This window comes from Microcoleus sp. Pol10D4 (assembly GCF_036701555.1).
Lineage (GTDB): Bacteria > Cyanobacteriota > Cyanobacteriia > Cyanobacteriales > Microcoleaceae > Microcoleus.
In genome coordinates this window covers 17,394-38,084 of the sequence record NZ_JAUBRA010000005.1, presented here as the reverse complement: position 1 = coordinate 38,084, position 20,691 = coordinate 17,394, and the positions used below count along the sequence as shown (strand labels likewise).

12 protein-coding genes and 1 pseudogene are annotated in these 20,691 nt (G+C 46.1%); 8 read left to right on the top strand and 5 right to left on the bottom strand.

Annotated elements, in window-relative coordinates; translation table 11 throughout:
• Positions 1 to 5 precede the first annotated feature (5 nt).
• The 4 genes from QUA36_RS04450 to QUA36_RS04435 all read right to left on the bottom strand — a co-directional run bounded on the left by QUA36_RS04450 (position 6) and on the right by QUA36_RS04435 (position 6,789).
• Positions 6 to 1,466: an O-antigen polysaccharide polymerase Wzy family protein gene (locus QUA36_RS04450; RefSeq protein WP_333455801.1), complete on the bottom strand. Its 1,461-nt coding sequence runs from the start codon at positions 1,464 to 1,466 to the stop codon at positions 6 to 8.
• A complete protein-coding gene (locus QUA36_RS04445) occupies positions 1,444 to 2,649 on the bottom strand; it encodes a glycosyltransferase family 1 protein (RefSeq protein WP_333455799.1) in 1,206 nt (401 codons plus the stop codon). The genes QUA36_RS04450 and QUA36_RS04445 overlap by 23 nt, the downstream gene beginning before the upstream one ends.
• On the bottom strand, positions 2,606 to 3,931 hold the full coding sequence (locus tag QUA36_RS04440; protein WP_333455797.1) for an MATE family efflux transporter: 1,326 nt from the start codon (positions 3,929 to 3,931) through the stop codon (positions 2,606 to 2,608). The genes QUA36_RS04445 and QUA36_RS04440 overlap by 44 nt, the downstream gene beginning before the upstream one ends.
• A gap of 80 nt (positions 3,932 to 4,011) precedes the next feature.
• Positions 4,012 to 6,789: a polysaccharide biosynthesis protein gene (locus tag QUA36_RS04435; RefSeq protein ID WP_333455795.1), complete on the bottom strand. Its 2,778-nt coding sequence runs from the start codon at positions 6,787 to 6,789 to the stop codon at positions 4,012 to 4,014.
• 530 nt (positions 6,790 to 7,319) lie between these two features.
• On the opposite strand from QUA36_RS04435, the pseudogene QUA36_RS31265 reads away from it, so the two are divergent.
• A pseudogene (locus QUA36_RS31265) lies at positions 7,320 to 8,071 on the top strand (IS5 family transposase).
• Positions 8,072 to 8,129: 58 nt separating this feature from the next.
• On the top strand, positions 8,130 to 10,346 hold the full coding sequence (locus tag QUA36_RS04425; RefSeq protein WP_333455793.1) for a polysaccharide biosynthesis tyrosine autokinase: 2,217 nt from the start codon (positions 8,130 to 8,132) through the stop codon (positions 10,344 to 10,346).
• Positions 10,347 to 10,359: 13 nt separating this feature from the next.
• Here the strand turns inward: QUA36_RS04425 and QUA36_RS04420 are convergent, their stop codons facing one another.
• Positions 10,360 to 13,788: a PAS domain S-box protein gene (locus QUA36_RS04420; protein WP_333455791.1), complete on the bottom strand. Its 3,429-nt coding sequence runs from the start codon at positions 13,786 to 13,788 to the stop codon at positions 10,360 to 10,362.
• A 591-nt stretch (positions 13,789 to 14,379) separates the two neighbouring features.
• Here QUA36_RS04420 and QUA36_RS04415 point away from each other — a divergent pair.
• The 6 genes from QUA36_RS04415 (at position 14,380) to QUA36_RS04390 (ending at position 20,680) form a co-directional block, all read left to right on the top strand.
• Positions 14,380 to 15,354, top strand: coding sequence for a LysR family transcriptional regulator (locus tag QUA36_RS04415; protein WP_333455789.1), 975 nt, complete (start codon positions 14,380 to 14,382; stop codon positions 15,352 to 15,354).
• Between the two features lie 121 nt (positions 15,355 to 15,475).
• Entirely contained in the window at positions 15,476 to 16,540 is a 1,065-nt protein-coding gene (locus QUA36_RS04410; protein ID WP_333455787.1) for an anthranilate phosphoribosyltransferase family protein, read from the top strand.
• Between the two features lie 173 nt (positions 16,541 to 16,713).
• Entirely contained in the window at positions 16,714 to 17,319 is a 606-nt protein-coding gene (locus QUA36_RS04405) for a molybdenum cofactor guanylyltransferase (protein ID WP_333455786.1), read from the top strand.
• Between the two features lie 49 nt (positions 17,320 to 17,368).
• Positions 17,369 to 18,544: an aminotransferase class V-fold PLP-dependent enzyme gene (locus QUA36_RS04400; RefSeq protein WP_333455784.1), complete on the top strand. Its 1,176-nt coding sequence runs from the start codon at positions 17,369 to 17,371 to the stop codon at positions 18,542 to 18,544.
• A 424-nt stretch (positions 18,545 to 18,968) separates the two neighbouring features.
• Positions 18,969 to 19,316: a DUF6717 family protein gene (locus QUA36_RS04395; protein ID WP_333168680.1), complete on the top strand. Its 348-nt coding sequence runs from the start codon at positions 18,969 to 18,971 to the stop codon at positions 19,314 to 19,316.
• A 14-nt stretch (positions 19,317 to 19,330) separates the two neighbouring features.
• The gene (locus tag QUA36_RS04390; RefSeq protein WP_333455519.1) at positions 19,331 to 20,680 is read left to right on the top strand and encodes an LCP family protein; all 1,350 of its coding nucleotides are present in this window, start codon (positions 19,331 to 19,333) and stop codon (positions 20,678 to 20,680) included.
• The last annotated feature ends 11 nt before the right edge of the window (positions 20,681 to 20,691 follow it).

The window sequence follows — 20,691 nt, the reverse complement described above, 5'->3', positions numbered from 1 at the left end:
ACAGCTTATGCGATCAATTTTTTGGATCGTAACCAGCCTAGCAAGCGCACGCTCCCATAGGGAATCTGAGAGTACCATACTAAAGAACGAATCTGAGAAATAGAATCAGAGCGGGCGTAAAACATGAAAAAAGAAAGGAAGCTGGCAACCATTGCCATTTTAGCTGGATTCTCCGATCGGGTTGCCCATAAAGTAAGTTTTCCTACCAGAAAACCAAGTACTCCCAAGGCAATGAGTCCTCCCGCCCAACCAAAATTGAGATAAGCTTCGGCAATAAAAGAAAACCCTAAGCTACCACCTCTGGCAGCAAAGCTGGGCTTAATTTGCCGGGTTAACCATTTACCGCAGGTGCCTCGCTCAATAGTCGGGTGAATTTTCCAAAACAAATTAGGAATCAGGGTAAGTAAGGCATAGAAGTAGTCAGCCCCCAAGTTGTAACCATGAACCTTGGGAACGAGTTCGAGGGTGTAAGCAACGGTGTTTATCGAACCTCCCATTTCAGAGATAATTTCTGCAACAGGATTATTCATAGAAGACAAGGTTTGCAAAAGCGAATCAGCAGATAAACGATCTTGACCAGCAGAATTTCTAGTAGCTCCAACCAAAGGCATAACAATGAATCCTAAAAAGCCACCCACCCCGAATAATAAAGTTTTAGGAATCGGGTAAATCATTTGATTCCATAGCCATGCAAAGGCAATCAATGGCATTACGGCTTGATTTCTTTGGCCTAAGAAAAACCTAGTTGCTACATAAACAACGATCACAGATGCAGATATAAATTGACTTTTGGGGAGCTTTTTACTGCCAGCAAGTATAAACAGAGCTGCTGGCACAAGAAAATCAGACAAGATTTGAGGTGCTGCACCAAAACTGGTAGCATCATCTTGCTGGTAAAGGCTAAAATAGCCACCCGATAAAACAATGCTAATAGTTTGTTGGATTACGAGCAAAGATGGCAAAAACGATATGCTAAAAAATGTCCATCCAACTTTAGAAGTATCCTTCCGAACACTTTCTAAGTCTTTTTTTTGCTTTGCTTTAACACCTATGACTTTTCCGTGAACAGCACTAATTAATCCTCCCAAATGAAATGATGATAAACCAAGGATCACAAAAAACAGGGTTTTGAGGAGGCTTTCTGATGTGAGTTCTCCATCTAAAATACCGTCCGGATTCATGTGAAAAACTTCTAACAGTGCCTGCCCGCCGTTAAATAATACCGCTGACAGAAAAAACAGCAGATAAGGGTTAAATAAGCTTTGTGTAACCAGATACCACGACCAATATGTCCAAATAGCGAGTGCCATGAACAAACAACAGGTAGGATAAATCAGCGACTCAGCTTCTAAACCCCATAAATCATACAGCAAGTTGAATAAATTCAAACTTGCCAAAATAAAACAATGAGCAGCAAGAACTAAAAGGCTAACTTTATCTGCTCTAATATTTTTGGCACGATTCATCGCAATAAGTTTTTGTTAGTGCTTTTACACTAAATGCTATATTAAATGGGCTGCTTTCTAGGATAGCTCGACTTTCTGCGCGGGTAAGGAGCGAGGCGGCATTTCTAGCTGCCAAAACCGCATCAGCCCACACGGAGGCTGGTTGGGACAGACTGATGCGTTGCACTAAAGGCTTAACTATATCTACCTCTTCTGTAATAACATCCGACAAAATAAAGGGCAACCCAGCGGATTGAGCTTCTATTCCTACTACTGGTAATCCCTCATGAAGGGATGGCAACATGAAAACATCCATTGCACCAAGCATCAGGCGGGGTACGTCTCGTCGGTTACCTGCCAAGATAATATGCTCGGTTAAACCCATGTCAATTGCTTTTTGCTCGATCTGCGGACGTAGGGAACCACTACCGATAGGTAACAGGCACATTTTAGGTTCTCGCTTGGCAATTTCCGCTGCTATTTCCAACAGAAATAGGTGGTTTTTTTGTTCTTCAAATCTACCTACGTGACCAACTACAAAAGCATCATCAGGTATACCTAATTCACCCCGTACTGACACTGGATCTAGCTGTTCTCCAAAGGGCGTTAGGTCGATGCCATAGTAGAGAATTTGCCAACGGGGATCGCTTTTCCAAGCAGGGCCAAACAGATCTGCGGCTGCTTTCTGGCTGCATCCGAGTCCTAAAGTAGCATACTTACCAATCCACCGTCGGGTTAAACTTAAATACAATTGTCGAGACCATTTCGCCTTTGCTTCAGATGAGGAAGTATCGTTATGGCTGTGGGCAATCCGGATGGGTACTCCTGCCTGCTTCGCCAAGCGAAGAACGTAACCGCTGAAGTAATGAACGTGACTGTGAACTATATTGTATGGGCCATAATCGCGGAGAATTTGTTTGAATTGAGGGCTGTATATCCACGGCTGGTGGATGTGAGGGCAACGGATAATTCGACTGCCAAGGGCGAGAACTTCATCGTCGTAAGCGCAGGGTTCGGTAGTGTGAACCAGAAAATCCATCTGGAAGCGATCGCGATCGATATGTCTGAGGACGTGCATGAGCCAAGTTTCGATCCCACCTTGGCTCATGCCTCCTACGACGTGGAGGATGCGTATTAAACCGCCATCGCTCAATTTAGCTTTATGATTCTGTCTTTGAATATCTACTGATTTGATGGAGTACATAGAAAATAATTCCCAAACTTAAAAATAGTTGCACGACTGACGCAATAATTAAGGCAAACGCTGCTCCTCGCAGTCCGTAAGCGGGAATTAACCACAAGCCCGTTGTCGCTGAAGCACCTGTTACTAAAGTAAACAAAGGCAATTGAATGCGGAAGCACCTAGCAGCTGTCAGAGCGGAACTTAGAAAAGAGCATCCGTAACCAATACCTGCGGCTATCATCAACCACACTAATATATCTGCCTGCTCGGCATATTCAGGTCTATAAATCAGAGCGAGAAGTTGCCTACCGACCACCATAGCCACTAGGACGACCGCCCCACCCAGCCCGAACCCAAATTGTACCAGCTTAAACAGAAGCTTGCGGAAAGCAGCGCTATCTCCCGCTGCGTAGTATTTTGCCAATCGCGGACTGGCTGAATGCCCTAGCGAACTTATGACCATTGTTCCTGCGACCATTAGGTAAGATATGGCACCAAAAATTCCCAGTTCTCGCTCGCCCAAATACCGCTCGATAAAGTAGCGAGGGATATTTGTATTGAGGGAAATCAGCATCATCACCAAACCTAGAGGAAGGGCAAGCCAAATCAGCTTAACTAGGGTTTTCCAATCCCAGCGCGGTTGGAGGGGATTTTTAATTACTACTGATGACTGAAGCGCCAGTTCTGGCAAATTCTCCCCTTCTAATAAAGGAGGAGATTTCAACAGTAATGCCCCACTACGAACGTCGAAAGTAAAGAGAAGAAAAGCCCAAGCAACAGTCAAACCGACTACACCCCCTAAAACAGTCCTCGTTGAGTAAACTCCTATACCCAACATGACCAGTGAAAGTGGCCCTTTAATCATTAGAGATATGGCAATGCGATCCATTCGTTCGTGGTTCTGGATCAGTCCGTAAAATACATCGCTGATTGACTCAAATCCTTTGGCTAAAGCCAACGTTAAAATAACCAGCGATGTCTCCCAGCGATATCCTGCTGCGATCGCAATCCCTGCCACAATCAAAATTCCCAAGAATATCCCGATCAATCTGAGTCCCAGATAGTCGCCGAAAAGATACTCGTGTTTAGCATCAGTTGCCTGGATTGATCGCAGTTGCAGATTTGTCAGCATGAATACCGGCGCTGTCACCGCCAGACCCAAGGTAAATTGACCCAGCATTTCAGGACGGCCCAATTTAGCAAGCACCACCAACATCCCCCACTGGGAAGCCGCATAAACAAGGTTGCCTGTGAAAGTCCATGAAAAATTACGGCGCAATGTTAGTGGTTTCAACTGTTGCATGAGTAACTAATTACCTGCTTGCTAATTGGTGAATTTCCCATCGTGTATTTTCCCTTTCAAAGTTATTCACAAATCCCCCATTAACTTTTAACAGCCATACCCCCAATCAAGTTTTCTACCTTATAGCCTTCTACAGGCTTCGAGAAAAAGTATCCCTGCCCGTAGACGCACTTCATGGATTTTAGCTGAGCTATTTGCCAGCTCGTTTCTACTCCTGTGGCAATCATGCCCATACCTAACTCTTGAGTTATGGCAATAATTTTGTGAAAAATTTCTAAGTTGGGGTTGCTAGCATCCAGCCCACTGACTAGAGAGCAATCTAGCTTCAAACTGTCGAATTTCCCATACTTCAGCCGCGTCAATTGGTAGAGCTGAGTTAATGATACATCACTAAGACCACAGTGGTCGATTTGTACTTCCACACCTAAAGTTTTAAGTTTGAGAAAAACAGACCCAGCCAACTCGGAATTTTCCGTCACAACATATTCAGGAATTTCTAACCTCAAACTCGGAGCATCGAGATTTGTTTCCTTCAATATTTTGGCAATCGTCTCGATTAAGTCAGCTTGGAAAAACTGTTTGCTAGTCAGATTCACGCTGACTGTTAAAGGAGAGTCAAGACGAAATTGCGACTGCCAAACCCCCATCTGGCTGCAAGCTTGCCGCAGCACCCACTCGCCAATAGGAACAATCAAGCCGGTTTCTTCTGCCGCTGGTAGGAATTCGTCTGGCCACAGCAAACCTCGATTCGGGTGCTGCCAGCGCAAAAGCGCTTCAAAACCACTAATTTGATTGGTTTCCAGGCAGACGATAGACTGATAGTGAATCCGAAACTCCTCATTTACAAGAGCCACCAGCAAATCATTCTCTAACTGAATAGATGCTGCACTGCTAATCTTTGCCACAGCAGTTCTTTTTTGGGCTGTATTGGCCTGCAAATAGGCGGTTGAATACCCTGGTACATACTCAGGCACTAACTGCTGTAGCATTGAGACAATTAAATTCGCATCATTGCGATCGCCCGCTTGACAAAGGGCTTCTACTTCCTGGTCAATATTTTCTTTCACTAGGCGGCTGGCATTGCCGAGACTCAGAATTTTTTCGTGTTTAGTGCGGTTGTATTTCTCGCCCGGAATAAACAGTTCTTCAAACAATTTTTCTCCCGGTCGCAGCCCTGTAAACGCGATTTCTATGTCTTTGCCCACTTCATATCCTGAGAGCCGAATCAAATCCTTTGCCAAATCAACAATTCTGACTGGTTCTCCCATCTCAAGCATGAAAACTTCCCCGCCATTGCCGATGACTGCCGCCTGCAAAACCAGTTGAACAGCCTCGGGAATTGTCATGAAATAGCGAGTGATATCTGGATGGGTAATTGTGATCGGCCCGCCCTCAGCAATTTGTCGCTTGAAAGTAGGCACGACGCTACCGCGGCTGCCAAGAACATTACCGAAACGAACCACTACAAAGGGGTTTTTGCTTTTTTTGGCTGCTTGCAGCACCAGCATTTCGGCAACTCTTTTGCTAGCTCCCATAATGCTAGTTGGATTCACCGCTTTGTCGGTGGAAATCATCACAAATTGTTCCACATTGTATTTCAATGCCAGATCCAGCAGATTTTTCGTCCCCCGCACATTGTTAGTAATCGCTTCCGGCGGGTTTAATTCCATCATGGGTACGTGTTTGTGAGCCGCCGCATGAAAAATAATGTCTGGTCTCATTGTTAAAAAAACGTACTCTAATCGCTCCAGCAAACGAATATCGGCCATAAAGGCTGTCACGCGAGTAATATCTGTTGGGGTTGGGCTGTCTTTTTTGAGTTCGGACAGGACTTTTCCTAATTCTTGTTGAATGTTGAATACAGAATTTTCTCCGTGTCCGACGATGATAATTTCCGCAGGAGCGCACTTTAATATTTGCCGACAAAGTTCGCTGCCGATGGAGCCGCCGGCACCGGTAATTAGAACTTTTTTGCCTCCAATCAATCCCAAGACTTTTTGGGTATCGGTTTGGATGGGGGCGCGGCGGAGCAAGTCCTCAATCTGTACTTCTCTGAGGCTACCTAAACTGACACGACCGTTGATGATTTCATTGAGGCCGGGGAGGGTGCTGGTTGGAATTCCAATTGACTGACAAATTTCTACGATCTCCCTAATCTCTTTTCCCGGAGCTGAGGGGATGGCAATCATGACTTTGCCGATATTTAGCGATCGAACTACTTCCGGAATGTTACAGCGATTGCCGACTACAGTCAGTTTGCGAATCTGCTTGCTGATTTTTTTGGGGTCGTCGTCTATGAAAGCGATTGGATCGAGTCCTACCTCTGGGCTCCTCTGCATCGTTTGCATCAGAGATGTGCCTGCACTGCCCGCACCGACTATCAGGACCCGATCGCGTTGCGGAACTTTCCACGATTTTTGGTTCCATCTTTCCAGGGCTGGAATGCTGAAACGAATCGCCGCCACTAACAAAAAGCTGATGATAGCGTCTAGTAGCGGCAGCGAGCGTGGCAGATTTGCGATCGGGGAATTATTTAGCTGGTAGAGTTGTTGGAACAAGATAATTTCCACTGCTAGGGATATACCTATCAGCATCGCTATTTGTGCCATTTCTTCCAGACCCGCATACTGCCAGTAACGCTTGTAGAAGCCGCCGGCATAAAATACTGCTAGTTTGACTGCTACAAATAATACTGTAACTACCGCTAGACTGTTTAGATAGGGAGCCAGAGTCAATGTATCATCTAAACGAATTGCCAAGGCCAGTAATGGTGCGATCGCAAAACAAATTGCATCGATTACCAAAAAATGACGGGTTCTTAATCCCACCAACACTTTGCTAATTTTTTTTATGATCATATTCCTCCGACGCTATGAGACAACAACTTTACCGTAACTAGATCGAGTACCTAATTCTGAGGTATTCTTTTATACCACCCTGTCCCCTGAAATTAATCAACCTTTTAATCGTCGGGCCTCACTCAAGTGATATTATCATTAAGGAGAGATTATCAAGAATATGTCCCGGCTCTTAATTTCCTTTTCGAGAGTATTTTCTTTGAGATAAAATTTTTAGATGCCAGGTTATTGGTGCGTTTATCTTCTCCTACTATTGGTTCCATCGCCATAAAATTTTACAATTATTTACTTATCTTCACCAAAATATATGTCTTTAGGGGGATGACTAACAACATATGTGTTACAACCATGACAGTGCTTGACTTAAGTGAGATAATGGATATTCTCAATAATGAGTTTAAAAGCCTAGGGCGTGTTTTCTTGCCTCGTTGTATCCTCGAAAATAGGCGAGTTCCGGCAGGGAGTCTTGAGGAACCCTTGGAGACTTAAGTACGGGACAGGGGGATTAGTTAAAACCGCTACTTCCACCGATCCAACCCAAAACCGGTAAGCCTGCGTCACGACCATCGACAAGTTGTCAATGGCATTCTGTGGATACTCAGAACCGGGACTCTGTGGCGAGACCAGCCAAAACGTTATAGTAAGTGGGTTCATGGTGGCAACACGGTTTTATCGGTGGCAAAAAGATCGAAGGAAACAAGTCAAATAAGGCCTACAAGCCGATACGGATCAACTCCGAAAGCTAGACTATCCGGTTCATTACGTCGATCGAGCCGTGATCCGTGCCCACCAACCCTCGGCTATGGTGGAAAAAAGGAGGCGAATCACAGGAAAAACTAGGCCGTTATCGTGGTGGTTTTAGTACCAAAATACACATACGTTAAAGTGAGGGTAAAGGTAAACCTATAACTTTTCTTCTGAGTCGCTTGTCAACGTAACGAGTCAATTTTTTTAGAACAATTGATTGAACAAGGAGTAGTAAGCGCATTCTGGTGCAGGTCGTCCGAGTCAACCCCCTGAAAGAGTCGTAGGAGACAAAGCGATCGCACGTCGTCGCATCCTTCGTGATCTACGTCGGCGAGGTATCCGTTTTACCATCCCACGACTTTCAAATGAACTACGTCGCGGTTCTTTTACCCGTGAAATCTACCGTCAACGCAATATAGTTGAATGTGCTATCAACCGACTCAAGCAATGGAGACCTATTGCTACCCGATATGAGAAATTGGCTGCAAATTATACAGCCATGATTACGATCGCCCGCAGTCTGTTGTGGTTATAGTTTGAAAACACGCCCTAGGGTGTTAGAGTTTACAAAAAATCATTTTTCGGAGTACCTGATGGAATCAACTGAAAGTGGTATCGGATTTCAGGAATACTGGCAGATTCTGAAGCGCAGGTGGCTGCCAGCCTTAGCTGTATTTGCCTCGGTTGTGGCACTCACCACCTACGCCACGCTGAAGCAAAAAGCAGTTTATGAAGCAGAAGGAAAGCTGTTATTTAAGAAAACCACTCCTGGCTCTGCTTTAACAGAATTGGGAAAAGAAATCGGACAGTTGACTCCTGCGGCAGAGCAAAGTAACCCTCTGACTACCGAGATCGAACTGATTCGTTCTCTAGAAAATGTCGAACAAACTATAAATAGGCTTCAGTTAAAAGACGAAAAAAATAATCCTCTGAAAACCAAGGATTTTTTAAAAAAACTGACAGTAGCTACTATTCGGGGAGCTGATATCCTAACGGTTTCATACAAACACCAAAACCCAAAAATAGCAGCAGATGTCGTAAAAAGCCTGATGAAATTTTATATTGATAACAATCAAAAAGTAAATCGCTTAGAAGCTGTCTCTGTTCGACAGTTTATTGAAAAAAAACTGCCTAATTCAGACCAAGCTATGCGGAAAGCAGCGGCAGAATTGAGCAAATTTAAAGAAGATAATAAAGTTGTAAATCTTGAAGAAGAAGCTAAATCAGCAGTGGCAGTTATGGCGGGACTAGAAAGTCAAATCGACCAAGCTAAGTCTGATTTGCTCAAGGCCAGAGCTCAGTCTAAAGCATTTGAAGACGAATTACAAATGAATCCCCAGCAAGCATTGACCGCCAGCAATCTCAGCCAATCTAGCACTGTGCAGGAAGCTCTCAAAGAATACAAACAAATAGAGCGGCAGTTAGCAATTGAGCAAAATCGCTACCAGGACAATTCGCCTATAATCACTAGGTTAGAAACTAAGAAAGCTACGATGAAAGCTTTACTAGACCAACAAATACAACAAGTTTTAGGCGGGCAACAGCCGTTGCCAAATCAAAGTTTACAGATAGGAGAGGTGAAACCAAAACTGATCGAAGAATTTATCAAGGTAGATGTAGAACGCCAGGGTTTGGGTCAACGAGTTACTATTCTATCAAATGCTCTAGCTGGGTACAAGCAGCGGGTAAAACTTTTGCCGAAGCTAGAGAAGGAAAAGCGGGAACTAGAAAGAAAACTCCAAGAAGCCGAAGCTGATTATCAGGAATTGCAAAAAAAACTCCAGGAAATTCGGATTACTGAAAATCAGCAAGTGGGGAATGCTCGGATTATCCAAAAGCCGAGTGTTCCCGAAGAACCAGTGCGTTCTCGCAAGTCTTTATTGCTGGTATCTGGCGGTTTTTTGGGAACTCTGCTGGGTATAGCTGCGGCGCTGCTTTTAGAATCTCAAGATAAGTCTGTCAAAACTATTGAAGAGGCGAGGGAATTATTTGGGTTTACTTTGTTGGGGGTGATTCCTTTTCATAGAAAGTCTGAAAAAAATCCTCGGCGCAATTCCTGGCGACTTAAGTCTGCTTCGCAGGATTTAGAACAATCTCCCCGACAGATTGTTGTGAGAGATACTCCCCATACGTCGAGTAGTGCTGCTTACCGAATGCTTCAGGCGAATCTGAGGTTCCTGAGTTCGGATAAAGAGCTGAAAGTGATTGTTGTCAGTAGTTCGCTACCGCAAGAAGGCAAGTCTACTGTATCGGCTAATTTGGCTGTAGCTATAGCTCAATTAGGACGGAAGGTTTTGCTGGTAGATGCGGATATGCACTGTCCTGTTCAACATCGGATTTGGGAGCTTCCCAATCAAGTAGGTTTGAGCAATGTGATAGTTGGACAAGCTGGGTTTGGGGATGCGATCGCCCAAGTCATGGATAATTTAGATGTGCTCACTTGTGGGGTAATTCCCCCTAATCCAATGGCTCTGTTGGATTCACAGCGTATCACTTTATTGATTAAGCAATTTGCGGCTACTTATGATGCAGTGATTATTGATGCTCCTTCTCTGAATGTTGCTGCTGATGCTCTGATTCTGGGGAATAAAGCAGATGGGATTTTATTGGTTGTGCGACCTGGAGTTCTTAATTCTGGTACTGTGGCTTTTGCGAAGGAGCTATTGAAGAAATCAAGCCAGCACGTTCTGGGCTTAGTGGTGAATGGAGTAAGTCCTAAAAACGAACCGCACAGCCATTACTATTTTACCAATGAATCTTACGCTCAAGAGCAGAGTCCTGGTATCAATAAAATAACGAATAACCAGTAACCAATAACAACAGTTAACTGTTAACTGTTGTTATTGGCAGCCGCACTCCGAAAGTCGAGCCGAGTCCTTCCCCAGGACTTTCGGCCCAGACACTGCCGCCGTGGAGTTCCACGAGATGGCGGACGATCGCCAATCCTAGTCCCAGGCCGCCGTAATTGCGAGTAGAAGAGCTGTCAGCTTGGCGGAAGCGATCGAACACAAAGGGCAAAAACTCCTTGCTGATGCCAATTCCCGTATCTCTGACAACGATCGAAACAGAGTGAACCGGAGACGGCCCAGACAACATGGCGTCACCCGCTGCTCCCGGTTCCCCATCCTCCGAGAGCGTGATTTCCACGCGACCCGACGGCGGCGTAAACTTAATAGCATTCGAGAGCAAATTAGACACCACCTGCTGCAAACGAGTAGCATCGCCCCTCACCGAGCTTACCTTTTCGCCACAAAAACTGACCAATTCAATTCCCCTAGCTTCAGCATCAGGGGTCAGCGCCTTCACCGCCGTTTCTACAATCCGCACCAAATCCACCGGGAACAGCTTCAAACACACTTTGCCACTGACAATCCGGGAAACGTCCAGCAAATCCTCAATCATTTGAGTCTGCAACCGGGCGTTTCGCTCAATAGTCTCCAAACCCACAGCCGTTTTTTCCGGACTCATCTGGCGCTGCCGCAGCATCTGGGCCCAGCCCAAAATCGCGTTCAGAGGCGTCCGCAACTCGTGAGAAAGCGTTCCCAAAAACTGGTCTTTAATCCGGTTGGCCTCCGCCGCTTCCCGGTAAAGTCGCGCATTGTCGATCGCCACAGCCGCATCCCGCGCCAAATCCTCCAGCAAAACCAAATCCTCCTCCCCGCAGCGGCGGCCCGACTCCCCGCACAGCAACGAAATCGCTCCCAGCGTCCGCCCGCGAGCGATCAGCGGCACGCAGATTGCCGACAGCACCTGGGATTGGGCTCGCAGCACCAACTGCAGTTCCCTGTCGGGCACAACCGCCTCGATCACCCATTCCGGTATTTCTGGGTAGAGCTTCGACTCACCAGTCCGTAGCACCTTTGCTACTCCGTGCCGTCCCTGGGGGTCTAGCGGCATACGCCGATCAATTTGCCACAGCAGAGCTACTTTGCTTGGATCTGAGTGAGCAACTGCTTGCAAGCGGATCGAGCCGTCGGCATCAAGCAAATGCACACAGCACCAATCCCCCAGCGTCGGTACTGTTAAATCTGCCAAACCTTGCAGCGCCTCCTCGTAATCGAGGGAAGCCGAGGACAGCACAGCCAAAGCTTGAGCACGAAAATATGCTGTTTGGGCTGATCGCTGGCGATCGTCAATATCAGTACAAGTCCCGAACCATTTGAGAATTTTCCCCTCAGCGTCCCGCACGGGCAATGCCCTGCCCAAATGCCAGCGGTAAGCTCCGTCAGATGCCCGTTTAAAGCGGTATTCCACCTCGTAAGTCTTCCCTGTCTCCACCGAGGTCTTCCAGCTCTCTACGGAATCTTCCACGTCATCTGGATGCAGGGCGAGCTGCCACCCCCAGCCTTGAGTTTCCTCCAGGGTCAAGCCAGTATATTCAAACCAGCGCTGGTTGTAGTAGTCGAACCAGCCGTCGGCTGTGGCAGTCCAAACTATTTGCGGGATGGCTTCAGCGAGGACACGGTACAACTGTTCGCTGGCTTCGGCTTCGCGACGGGCGGCCTGTTCCCGCGCCAATGCCCAATTCCGCTGTTGTTCGGCCTCTTTGCGAGCGGTGATGTCGCTAATCACGCCGATCCATTTGCAGGGATTACCTTGTTTGTCAAGCACTGCTTTGCCCCGATCAATCCAATGGAGCAAGCGGCCCCGCTGGCAATGAACGCGGTATTCCTGAAAAAATGGGGCCGCAGAACTGTCTGGCGCACTCAAATACCGATCGACTGCGGCCAAAACTCGATCGCGGTCGATCGGGTGCAAGATACTGTTCCAAGCTGCTCTTGTCCTCGGAAATCCGCCTTTTTCGTACTCCAAATGTTCGTCTACGTGACCGAACCACAGCACGATGTCGGTCTCGATATCCCATTCGTAAATCAAATCGCTGGCACTTTCTGCAGCAATCCGAAACCGCTCTTCAGACTGTCGCAGCACTTCCAGAAATTTAAAGCGTTCCGTCACGTCCAAAACCAGAGACAGTACCGATACCAACTGTCCCGAATCACTGTAAAAGGCCGAATTGTACCACTCGCAATGCACCAACGAACCACCCTTATGATAATTGCTGTTGCGAACTACATTGCAGCGACTACCTGGTTTTTTTAAACTATAAACTGCCGATTTTACCTCTTCAAAATCACCCTGATCAATAAATTTCCATTCGCTAAAATGCTTGCCTAAAACTTCTGTTTCCTTCCACCCAAAAATCTTCTCTGCTGCCGGCGACCAGCCACTAACCCTAAAATTTTCATCCCACTCAATCACCGCTAGGGGAGTATTTTCAAAATGAGAAGTGAGTTTTTGCAGCGCCTCGCGCAGGGATGCTTCTACTTGCTTGCGCTTAGTAATATCGCCAAAAGAAATAGCAATGCCGTCGCCCAATTTAACGGTCATAATCCGAAACCAGCCGACAATGCCTTCCCTGTTGTAATAAATCTCGGTATCGAGGGGAATTCCTGTTTCTACAACTTGCACGTAACGGTCGAACAAACTGCTATCTTTATGACCGGGCAGGACTTGCAGCAATCGCTTGCCGATTAATTCTTCAGGTGTATGTTGTTGAATTTTGGCCGCTGCGGGATTGACGTATTCCCATTCAAAATCCACAATTGTGGATTCGTCACGAATGCTGCGGAACACGTTAAATCCGTCTAAAGATAATTCCTGAAAAACGCGGAAACGTTCTTCACTTTCTTGCAGCTTTCCTAAAGCGTCAAGCAGTAGTTCTTCGACTCGCTCGCGCTGGGTTATTTCTGCGAGCAATTGCTCGTTAATTTGCTGGAGTTCGGTTGTGAGCCAGGGGACGGAATTTGTAATAGCAGAGTCGGCTTGCCGTCGATCGACCTTTTGGGTTCCCAGCGCCGTATTTCCAGGAAAATAGGCCGGCCCAGCCAAAGCCAACACTTGAGAAATCGAGGGTATCAGGGACGCTAAAACCCACAAAGAGATGATCGCGGTCAAGGCGGCGATCGAACTTGACAGCCATTCGCTGGGATGCACCAGCATCCAAACTTGCATCAAGTGAGTTGTCCCGCCCCAGAAAAACCAGGCTCCCAATAGGATAAACCCCTTGCTCAAAGGCACGTCCCGCTGCTTCCGGGCATAGTATGTCAGAAGTGCTGGAATTGAATAATAAGCCAAGGCAATTAACACATCGCTGACCGCGTGCAGTCCCATCAACTGGGGTTGCCACTGGCAACAGCCATCTTGGGGAATAAAATTGTGGTTAAATGACATAATCTTAATAAAGAGCAGCATTTCGGCTTTCCTGTGCGATCGATCCTAGTTGCACTTGTGTTGCTGACCCGCTAATTTCTAGTTTATACACAAAAAAACATAAAACAAAAGTGACTTTAGTCCGGGGAGGAAAGTTCACAGCAGGCTTTAACCTGCCTGAAATATTCGTACATTTATTGAGAGGTTTAGGGAGAGTGAGGTACTAGAATTCCCAAGGAGGTACGAAATTCAATGCTATCTTTTGAATTCACAACTTACGGAAAAACAGAGCAATTGAGCGCACTTGATGAAGAGATTACTAGAGCGCCGTTCATTGAAACGGTTTAGCTAGAAGCTTGCAATATTCGATAAATTCATCTTGATTGAATCTATTTTTTGATAAGTTTGCAGATTCAGAAATCCCTTCAACATAGGAGAATCAACCTCTACTTGGAGGCTCAGAAATCCTGCCGGAGCAGATTGATGCTTGGAGCGAAGCATCGCCGCCTCTGGCGCCGGAATCAAAACTAATCTGTACCTGTATCAAAGTCTACTAAATTCTGCTACTAAATCGGTTAATGTCACAGATTATCTTCCAGTAAAATTTCTGAAACCATCTCGAATTAAACATCCATGCGCTTAGAGCAGCTTCAAGCATTTCTTTCAGTTGCTGAAACTGGTAGCTTTCAGCAAGCGGCCCGGAAGTGTGGCGTTACCCAATCGACTATTAGCCGCCAAGTGCAGGGATTAGAAGCGGAAGTGGGTTTGTCGCTGTTTCACCGCACGGCCCACGCGAAACTGACCGTGGGAGGGGAATGCCTACTGCCTCACGCTCGCAAAATCTGTCAGACTTGGCAAAATGCTGCTGAAGAATTGGGAGACTTACGGGCGGGAAAGCAGCCGGAACTCTGCGTGGCTGCGATTCATTCGGTTTGCGCTGCTTATTTGCCGCCTGTGCTGCAAAAGTTTTGCCGCGACTATCCAGACGTGCAATTGCGGGTGACTGCCCTCGGGAGCGATCGAGCCCTGAAAGTTCTCAAAGATGGGTTGGTGGACATAGCGGTGGTGATGAACAACCGCTATTTTACTCAAGCCCCGGAAATGTTGGTTGAGGTGCTCTACAATGAGCCGATCGAGGTATTGATGGCGGCGGGTCATCCTCTGGCCCAGTACGATCGAGTACCTTGGCCGGAATTGATTTGTTACCCGCAAGTGGTGTTTAAGGATGGGTACGGAATGCAGCGGATGGTGCAAGAACAATTTGGACGCATCGGTGCTAAACTTCATGCTGTTTTGGAACTCAACACTCTTGATGCTTTTCGGGGTGTGGTGCGACAGGGAGAATTGATTGCTTTGCTGCCGCATTCAGCTTTGGTGGAGGCGAAGGGCGATCGTACTTTAGCAATTCGGTCGATCGCCCAAGATCGGTCAAATTCCAAGGTTTCGGCGATCGGCCAATCGGCTGCAGATCCCACTTGGACTCGCGAAGTGGTATTGGTGACAACACACGATCGAATGCAAATTCCGCCGATCGCCCATTTCTGGAATCTGGTACGCGAATTTGTGCCGCCTTTTGATGTAATCAAGCTAGAAAAATCAGGGAGTTAATTCGATAATTTTGAAGTGAATTTTGGGAATTTTAAATTTAAACGGATTCAAATATTACCAATTACTAACTACCAATTACTAACTACCAACTACCCCTTACCAATTACCAATTTCAAATGTTATGAGTGACGCATTTAGAGAATTGCTGCGAAAAATTGGCAGCGGAGTACACACAGGAGAAAACTTAACTCGCTCCGAAGCAGCAGCAGCCACGCGGATGATGCTGCTGCAAGAAGCAACACCGGCTCAAATCGGAGCTTTTATGATTGCCCACCGCATTAAACGGCCGACTGGGGAAGAATTAGCCGGAATGCTCGATGCTTATGAAGAATTGGGGCCCCTTCTTGCCCCCCCAAACCGAGAAAAAGGGTTTTCCGTCTCTACCGTGGCCGTGTTTGGCGTTGCTTACGACGGGCGATCGCGCACAGCTCCAATTAGCCCAATAACCGCCCTAATTTTAGCGGCTAGGGGCGTTCCAGCAGTCATGCACGGGGGCGATACCATGCCAACCAAGGAAGGCATTCCCCTGATTGAAATTTGGCGCGGTTTGGGAGTTGACTGGAGAAAACTGAGTTTAGAAAAAGTCCAGCAAGTTTTTGACAATACGGGTTTGGGTTTTGTTTACCTTCCCAAGCATTTTCCTCAAGCCGCCGCTTTAGTTCCCTACCGCCGCGAAATTGGTAAACGGCCACCTTTTTCGACAATGGAGTTGATGTGGTGTCCCTGTGCCGGCGACGTTAACGTCATATCAGGCTACGTCCACCCGCCCACAGAAAGTATGTTTCAAAAAGCCTTTGAGCTGCGGGGAATAAAAAATTATACCACAGTCAAAGGATTGGAGGGAAGCTGCGATTTGCCGCGCGATCGTACTGCGATTATCGGCATTTCCAAGCCGGATGCTGAGTTTGAACGAGTGCTTTTAGCTCACGGAGATTACGGTTTTAGCAACACAAATCCTGCCTTGGAATCAGCCCCAGAGTTATTCAAACAAATGCAGGAAGTGTTGCTGGGAAAACCCTCAGAATTGATGCAGTCCGCTATCTGGAACGGCGGCTTTTATCTGTGGCGCAGCGGAGTTTGTTTGGATATAAACTCGGGTTTGATTGAGGCAGAAACTTTATTGAGCAGCGGTCAAGTCGTGCAAAAACTTGAGGAAGTTAGCCAAGCAGTTAGTGTTTTGAGTTGACAGTTGACAGTTGACAGTTGACAGTTAACTAATGACTACTGACTACTGACTACTAGACATCTCCAATAATTATTGTGGAACAGGCATTTGGCCTATTCAAAACAGGCAATTCTTGCGATAACTAATGACTAATAACTAATGACTAATGACTAATGACTAATGACTAATGACTAATGACTAATCATAAAATTGCTGTAATTGTGCTTGCAGGCGGTCAAAGTTCGCGGATGGGTAGGGATAAAGCTTTGCTGGAAATTGAGGGCAAATCCCTATTTCAGCGGGCGTTGGAAGTTGCCGCAGTTGTAACCCCCGAAGTTTATGTTCTGACTGCTTGGCCCGATCGCTATCGATCGACATTAACCGAAACATCCCAATTTCTGGTAGAGTACAATCCGGGCTCCGGGCCCTTGGTTGCATTGACTCAGGGATTGACAGAAATAGCCGCCGACTGGATTTTACTGTTAGCTTGCGATTTGCCCTTGTTGGATGCCCAGATTATTCAGAATTGGGCAACTCAGTTAACAGAATTTCCCCCATCAACTTTAGCAGTTGTGCCTTATCAAAATTCGCGCTGGGAGCCTTTGTGCGGCTTCTACCGCCAACAATCTCTGCCCAGCTTGCAAAGTTTTATTGACAAAGGGGGACGTTCCTTTCAAGTGTGGTTAAATCAAATCTCCGCAATCCCTCTACCTGTAGGGGAACGAGAAGCAGTAATGTTATCGAATTGCAATACATTAGAAGAGTTTGAGCAATTAAAAGGTAAAATGGTTAACGGTTGACTGTTGACTGTTGACTGTTGACTGACTAATTACTAATTACTAATTACTAATGATTAACCAATATTGGTTGCTAGATCGCGATATAACTTTCCTCAATCACGGCTCTTTTGGGGCTTGTCCGATTCCCGTACTGGAAGCGCAAACTATTTTTCGAGAACAACTGGAAAGAGAACCATTGCGCTTCCTTCTGCGGGAATTTGAACCCTTGTTGGATAATGCGAGAAATCAGTTAGCAGCATTTCTCGGTGCGGCTGAGGATGACTTGGCGTTTGTCCCGAATGCCACGACGGGAGTAAATGCTGTTTTGCGATCGCTCTGTTTTTCTCCGGGCGACGAATTGCTAACTACAAATCAGGAATACAACGCTTGCCGCAACACACTTAACTTTGTAGCCGAGCGCACAGGCGCTAAAGTAATAGTAGCAGAAGTCCCCTTTCCCATTGAGTCACCCGACCAAATTATTGAAGCAATAATTAAGTGCGTTTCACCGCAAACAAAGTTAGCTTTATTAGACCACGTTGTCAGCCAAACAGGTTTAATATTTCCCATCAAACAATTAGTCGGTGAGTTAGCTAACCGTGGCATAGATGTATTGGTAGACGGAGCTCACGCGCCGGGAATGGTAGCACTTAATTTAGAGGAAATTGGCGCGGCTTACTATACGGGAAATTGCCACAAGTGGCTGTGTGCGCCGAAAGGTGCGGGCTTTTTATACGTGCGGCGCGACAAGCAAAATGCCATTCGCCCAACTACGATCAGTCACGGTGCTAACTCTCCCCGCGCTGATAAATCGCGCTTTCAACTAGAATTTGACTGGATGGGAACAGTCGATCCGAGTCCCTATTTGTGCGTACCTGTAGCTATTGATTTTATGGGTTCTTTGTTGAGCGGCGGCTGGCCTGAATTGAGGGCAAAGAATCATGCTTTAGCGTTGGCGGGGAGAAAAATATTGGCTGACAAATTAGATTTGCCACTACCTTGTCCTGATGAAATGGTGGGTTCGATGGCAGTTGTGCCACTGGCAGACTCTCAATCTGATGAGGTTGCAAAGGGAGGAATTCCACCTTTGCAAGAGGCGCTATGGGAGATTTTTAAAATTGAAGTACCGGTGATTCCTTGGCCAAATGCTAGTAAGCAGTTGGTGAGGATTTCGGCTCAGTTATACAATACTTTGCCGCAGTATCAATATTTAGCTAATGCCCTGGTTGAGCTGACGAGAATTTGAGCTGGAGCTTCCCGAAAAGAAACATCACACCCAGCTACAAACAGTTATAGGTTTTTAGTTAGGGTGTCGGTTCTCATAGTTTGGGAGAATACAGACTATTTATCCTTACTATAAACGTAGTAATGGTTATACAAATATTCACCCTAAGAGTAAAAATTCTGCAAGGAATCACCTTTGTTCCTATTGAATTGAGATAGTTTTTACATAAAATTTAAAAAACCAAAAAATAGATCTAAAGCCCCATAGCCCTAAACTTAGCCAATCCGCCGAAACCGAATAAAATTTGTAAATAACCCGCGAAAAATCCTAAGTTAAAACAGGGTTGTCAAAGCGGATAGCGCACAACTTCCGCGCAACAGAATATAATGTATCCACACTTGCATTTTTGCAGACAAAACAAAGGAAATGAAAAGAGGCGAATACCATGTCCAATGCCATGATGGTAATTTACCCCTATCGCGAACAGTACACCTGGGTTTTTGACGACGAGCGAGTCGGACTTGTCCGAGAACCATTTGTTCAGGGCGTCCCCGAAATGATTAACGCGCTTGTGGCAGACATTCCCAATGCCGCCCAAGGTTTCCGACTTTTATTTTCAGCCAATCCATTTCCCGGATATCAAGCAGAAATGCTGTGGTTGAAAGCAGAATACGGCGGTAACTGGTATCGGTGGGAATCGAAAAATCTCGAAGGCTGGCTGTGTCCGGCTATGTTCAAATACTTTCTAGAAGCACCGCCCAAGTTTTACTGCAAAGCTGAAAAACTGCAATAACCAACAGCAAGTCTATGAAAAACTTGTCAATTTTTAAAAGAGACTTTGTTACACCAGTCGATCAAATTTCTAGAAAAAAGCCTAAATTCTTCCTGTATATAGTGGGGCTATTTTTCCTGGTTTTCACAGCCGCCATCTCGGCCACATTGGGTGCAATTACCGCCCTTTTAGCTCCCGTGGAACCGCCAATTATCAATAGAGTATTAGAGGCGACTGGCTTTGACTATCTATCCTCCAACCGCTCTGGATACCGCCTGTCGCGGTCAGTTAATGTCTTGATATTGGGAATTGACAGTGTGCCAGAATCTGCCGCCAATTCCCCTAAGATATTTAACGGTCGCAGCGATACAATACTCTTATTGCACCTCGAACCTAGAGATAAATCTATTAGTTTGCTTTCAGTTCCACGAGATACTAAAGTCGAAGATGCTGGAATTAGCTTCAGCAAAATCAACGAAGCCAATGCTAGAGGAGGAGCAGCTTTGGCCACGCGATTGGTTAGCAGTATGCTGAACAATACGAAAATTGAACGATACGTGCGAGTCAGCAGTAATGCGTTTCAGGAATTAGTCGATTTGTTGGGCGGAATTGAGGTATTTGTACCTCGCGCGATGTCCTATACAGATACCGCTCAAAAGTTAAAAATAAACTTAGGGCAGGGATGGCAAACTCTCAACGGAGAACAGGCAGAACAATTTGCTCGATTTCGCAACGACGGTTTAGGAGATATTGGCCGCATTCAACGGCAGCAATCTTTAATTCAAGCTATTCGGGACCGCCTCGCAAGTCCATCAGCATTGGTGCGCTTGCCACAAATTGTTCGATTGATGCAAAAATATGTGGATACAAACCTAAGTTATGAGGAAATATTGACGCTAGCCAATTTCGGTTTGCAATTGGAGCGAGATAATTTTAAAATGGTAATGTTGCCTGGACGTTCTAGTTCAGAAACAGGGGATTTGAGGAGTTATTGGATTGTAGATGTTCTCGGGCGCGATCGCATTATGACACAATACTTGAACCAGAGCGTGCCGGATTTTGAACAAGGACGATTTCGCACTCCCAGCGAGTCCCTGTTGCCCAAAAACCTCAAAATATCTGTCCAAAACGCTTCTAGCAAACCGACAACTGCAAAAAACGTTGCTGACTTTCTCACAAAAAAGGGCTTTTTTAATGTATCTGTTGTGCAGGATGCGCCCCTGAAGCAGCGTCAAAGTCAAATTATTGTTCAGCAAGGCGATTTAGAGGCAGCGAATCTACTGCAAAAAGAGTTAGGTGGCGGTAAAATTGAAGCATCTTCTACGGGTGAAATCAATTCTGACTTGACACTTAGCGTTGGCGAAGATTGGGTAAAGCGATTTTAATTAGTCATTAG